Genomic DNA, 4,728 nt, shown 5'->3' with positions numbered 1-4,728 from the left:
CCGTATTCTTTAGTGCGTCTTGTGACGCGGACATGGAACGCTTGTGTGACCAAGCTTCACGCACTCCTGTGAACCGACCGTTATCATCGGCGCCCTACACGCCCACTAGCCTGCTCAGCTTCTCGAACTGTCGTTGCACGGCTAAGGCGGTGCGATCGGCGCAATAGCGTCGAGCGCGCTTACACCATGCCGTTAACGAGGCACTTGGGGCGCTCCCAGAACGTATTCTGAAAGTGCCACGCCGCACGGGTCGACTGCCAGGGTCGTCGGCCGCGTGCGGGGGGGCCGAGCCGTCGGGTCATCAATCCGATCATTGCCCATTTGATTATCGCCTCCAAGTGCGCCCGGAGGCGTTCGTAGTCGTGTTCGAGTCGACGGCAACGCACGATCTACGCCAGGGTCCGTTCGATTAGCCAATGGTGTGGCAGCACACTGAATCCGATCTGCCCCTTGGTTTTCCGCACGATATCAAGCGCCATCCGGCAATGCTCCGCGACCCACGCGGCAAGGCGTCCGGCGTAGCCGCCGTCTGCCCATTGCGTCGGCTTGCGACGTTTCCTGCGAGCGGCCACGCCCGAATCATGCCGCCACGTACGGGTCACGCACCAATTGTTCAGCGAGATCGGGGTCTTCGGCCGGAGGATGATCCTGGGAGTTTGACGGTGCCGCGCCGATTCGGCGACGTAAACCGCTGTTGATCTGGTTACGTAACACGACGATTGGCCAACAGGTTGTTGGCCAATTGCATCGCGATCCCAGATGCTCGCCATCTGCCGCATGTATTTCAGATTCGTTCGAGAGAGCCCACGCATGTCGGGGAAAGCTGCTCGGAGATCGACCGCGAGCTTGTCATCACCTTCGTACCCCAGCCTTCGGCTTCTTGGCGCGTTGCAAGAACCCGGAGAAGCCTCGGACCTGACTCGGTGAGCACATCGCGGCACTCCAGGACGATCTCGCCCGGCTTACCCAACCTGAACGCCCGGGCCGATGGTGATCCTATGGTCACAATGGCCGATGACTGTTGGGGAATCGTCAGGGAGTACACCGGTGACGCGCGGGCCTCCTCGGACTTCGACGCCCGATCTGAAACACCCACCGTCCCCGGCACCGAGACGACCGAGCACCCACGCCCAGCCGCGGACGTCACCCAAGTAGGGAAAGCCGCATTCCAACTGAAATAATACAACTCAAGTAACAGTTACGCGATGAAGACTGGGATTCGGCACTGGGTGGCATAAATGGTGTTTCCGCTCTCGCGACTGCTGGACCAGTCGCGTATTCAAGCCTCCCGCCGACGTGACATCCCCCTGTTCGTCGGCGGGACAACATAATCGATGATCGACGGAATGCTTTTGGTCTCCGTTCCCAACACCCCAAACCCGTCAAACGGCCGACCACCAACTGCCGGCACGTCCATTTATCCTTGACCAACCTCTCAGAGCAACCCGACGTTTCTGGGACATTGGTCCCTAAAAAATACGTACCGGATGGAATATTATTTCCAACGCACCGATCTCCCGGGCCGATGTGCTTCAGCCCGAGAAGTCGGTACAGGCCTTGTCGGACCACTCGCAAATCCGAAGGCCCGACAAGGCCCCGGCATCTACTCGGTCCAGTTCTCGAGGATGGCATGGCCGGCTAGCTGACCGCTGGCGTTTCAGTGTGCTGAAATGTCGATGATGCGCACGGGTAGCTGAATACGGTTCGGCGCCCTCCCTCGACACAGGAGATCCGACGTGGTGACAGATTCGGGTGTGAAGCAAATCGGAGTCGTGGAAGATCACTCCGCAGTGATATTGGGGTTGAAGGCCATGTTGGCCGAACAGCACAATGTGGAAGTCGCGGCGACGGCCCCCACAGTCGCAGAACTGTTAAGTCAACAGACGCCTTTGGATTTCGTTCTGCTCGATTTGCGACTGGCCGACGGTTCCTCTCCCACTGCCAATGTCGAAACGCTGCGGGCAGCAGGATTGGAAGCGTTGGTGTTCACCGGGGCCGAAAACCCGTATCTGGTCAGATTGGCAGCGAAAGCCGGTGTGCTGGGAGTTATCCGGAAATCAGCGCCGACAGAGCAAGTCGTCGACGCCATCGCCGCAGCCGCCAACGGCGCTCTGGTGGCCACCACCGAATGGGCGGCAGCGATCGACGGCGATCCCGAGTTGCCCGAGGTCGGACTCAGTCCGCGGCAACAGGACGTCCTCACCTTGTACGCATCCGGGGAGAAAGCCGACCGCGTAGCGCGAATGACCGGCCTGACACCGAACACCGTCAACGACTACCTCGCCCGTATCCGCCTCAAATACGCCGACGCGGGACGGCCGGCCCGAACGAAAACAGACCTCTACAAACGCGCCGTCGAGGACGGGTGGCTTCCGGTGCCAGAGCATCCGGTCCGATGACACACCAGGTGTCGCCACTTGCGCAGCCCGTCGCTCGAACCGAAGACACCGACCGGATCTTGCGGATGTTCGCCAGATTCACCAGCGTCGGATACCTCGCGTATCTCGTGATCTTGTGGCCGTCCATCACCGAGCTCGCACCGCGCATGGACCCGTGGTGGACGCCTACCATCGTTGTTGTCGTGTTCGGCTGCGGACTCTTACCAGGCGCATTGTCGTTCCACACTGATACACAGGCGATGCGCACCTCCGCCGCAGTCGCGGCGACAGTGTTTCTCGTTGCGGTGGCCAGTTGGCCGGCGGCATGGAACGGCCCTGATCTTCCCACCAGTGACGGGGTCTGGCTCGCGGCGTTCCCCGGGTTGGCGAGCCTTGCTGCCGTACTGGCCTGGCCGATACCGGCCGCGTTCGTTCACCTGGTGATCGGATGCACGGGAGTGCAGACGATCAATCTCGTCGCCCGCGACGGCGCACAAGCAGCGATGTTGATCCCGGAGATCGCGTTCGCAATCATGTTCTGCACCTTGTTCGTCGGAGGCGCCGCGATGGCGCTGCGCACCGGCCGCCTTCTCGACGCCACCACCGACGAGACATACGCCGCCGCCGCTGACGCGGCAGCCCAACGCGCACGCATCGTCGAGCGCGAACGCTTCGACGCGCTCATCCACGACAACGTGCTGTCCACACTTCTGGCCGCCTCACACGGTCAACCTCACTCTCAAGTCGGCCGACTCTCCGAAACGACGTTGGCAGAGCTCGACAATCTCCGGACCGGAAGCGAACCAGGACAACCGTTCTCACTCGCGGACGCTCTCGTTCACCTGCGAACCGCGGCCGCCGACGCTGACGATCAAGCCCCGTTCGACGTGATCCACGCCGATGCCGCACCACTACCGTTCCTGTCTGCCGAGTGTGTTCGCGCACTGGGATCGGCATTGTCCGAGGCCCTGCGCAACTCTCGCCTCCACGCCGCCCCGGATGCCCTGCGAACGGTCACTGCGACAGTGACCGGATCAGGAATTCGAATCGAGGTCGCCGACAACGGTTCCGGGTTCGAAACCTCCTCAGTCGCGCCGCACCGCCTCGGTATCGCCGTCAGCATTCTCGGCCGAATGCGCGCCATACCGGGCGGCTCGGCACACGTGGACTCACATCTCGGTGTCGGCACAACAGTGCACCTGGGATGGGAATCCGAATGACGCGCCATGACACCGATATTCACGACGTTCGAGAACTACTGGGCCTGCGCACCATCGCGGCGAGAATCGTGGTCACCGCATACGCGGCAACATTCGCCCTCGTCGCATGGTCCACGAACGCGCCCGGCGGCGGATGGTTCGAATTCGCCGCGTGGATCTTCGTCAGCATCGGGGCGCTCGGCCTCATCCTGGTCCCCGGCGACCCGCTGCCGACCCTAGCTACTGCGTACCTGACCGTGTCCGGCCCGGTCGCGGTCAATCTGATCTTTGCCGTCGCCCCGGTACCGATCGACGGGCTCCTGCAATTGTGGCCACTGGCAGCGGCGACAGCGATCTACACCTACATGTGTGTCCGGGGGCGCACCGTCTGCGCATGGATCGGTATGACCACCGTCCTGGCCAGCTGCATGCTCTGGGCCGAACGGACCGGTCAAGGCGCAATGTACGGGCTGTCGATGTCGGCGATCAACCTCGCGCCACTACTGATGGCGACTTTCTTCGCATGGACCATCCGGCCGGCCGCACGCGAGATCTTCGCCCTACGCCGGCAAGCGACAGTGCGCATCGCGGCCGAGGCAGCCGACACCGCTGTTCTCGACGAACGCGATGCGCAACTCACACGCCTCGACGACCTCGCCCGCCCGCTCCTCGAACGCATCACCGGCGCCAGCCCTCTCAACGAGCAGGAACGCCTCGACTGCCAACTCCTCGAAGCGCACCTACGCGACACCTTGCGAGCCCCGATCCTCGCCGTCCCCTACCTCGCCGCTGCCGCACGCGCAGCCCGCACACGCGGTGTCGAGGTCGTCCTGCTCGACGACCACGCCCTCGACACCGCAACCGAAGAAGTACGAAACCGCATAATCGCCGCCGCCGCAGACACACTCACCCAAGCACGATCCGGCGCACTCACAATCCGAATACTCCCACCCGGGCGAGACGTCCTCGCCACCATCCTCAACAGCACACCTGACGACATCATCCGACTCGAATACGGTCACGACGGTCACCCCTCGCCCCCACGCATCCGACTCCCACCCGACTGCTCTTAGTAACTGTGCCCCCATTTTTGGGGTCTCGGCGCCACCGGCGGAATCCGTTACCGTTTGAACCCACTCTCTGCGGATCGG

Annotated in this window: 3 protein-coding genes; all 3 read left to right on the top strand. The window is 62.6% G+C overall.

All coding sequences use genetic code 11. The annotated features are described in order from the left end of the window. Window positions 1-1,754 precede the first annotated feature (1,754 nt). From VIQ49_RS16585 to VIQ49_RS16575, 3 genes are read left to right on the top strand one after another with little or no spacing between them, the layout of a single operon-like run. The gene (locus tag VIQ49_RS16585; protein ID WP_331886554.1) at window positions 1,755-2,399 is read left to right on the top strand and encodes a response regulator transcription factor; all 645 of its coding nucleotides are present in this window, start codon (window positions 1,755-1,757) and stop codon (window positions 2,397-2,399) included. Next, a complete protein-coding gene (locus VIQ49_RS16580) occupies window positions 2,396-3,598 on the top strand; it encodes an ATP-binding protein (RefSeq protein WP_331886552.1) in 1,203 nt (400 codons plus the stop codon). Before VIQ49_RS16585 ends, VIQ49_RS16580 begins: the two co-directional genes overlap by 4 nt. Then, window positions 3,595-4,650, top strand: coding sequence for a hypothetical protein (locus VIQ49_RS16575; RefSeq protein WP_331886550.1), 1,056 nt, complete (start codon window positions 3,595-3,597; stop codon window positions 4,648-4,650). Before VIQ49_RS16580 ends, VIQ49_RS16575 begins: the two co-directional genes overlap by 4 nt. Window positions 4,651-4,728 lie beyond the last annotated feature (78 nt).

The organism is Williamsia sp. (genome assembly GCF_036566845.1).
GTDB lineage: Bacteria > Actinomycetota > Actinomycetes > Mycobacteriales > Mycobacteriaceae > Williamsia.
Note: the sequence above shows the minus strand (reverse complement) of the source record. Positions and strands in the feature narration are given on the sequence as shown.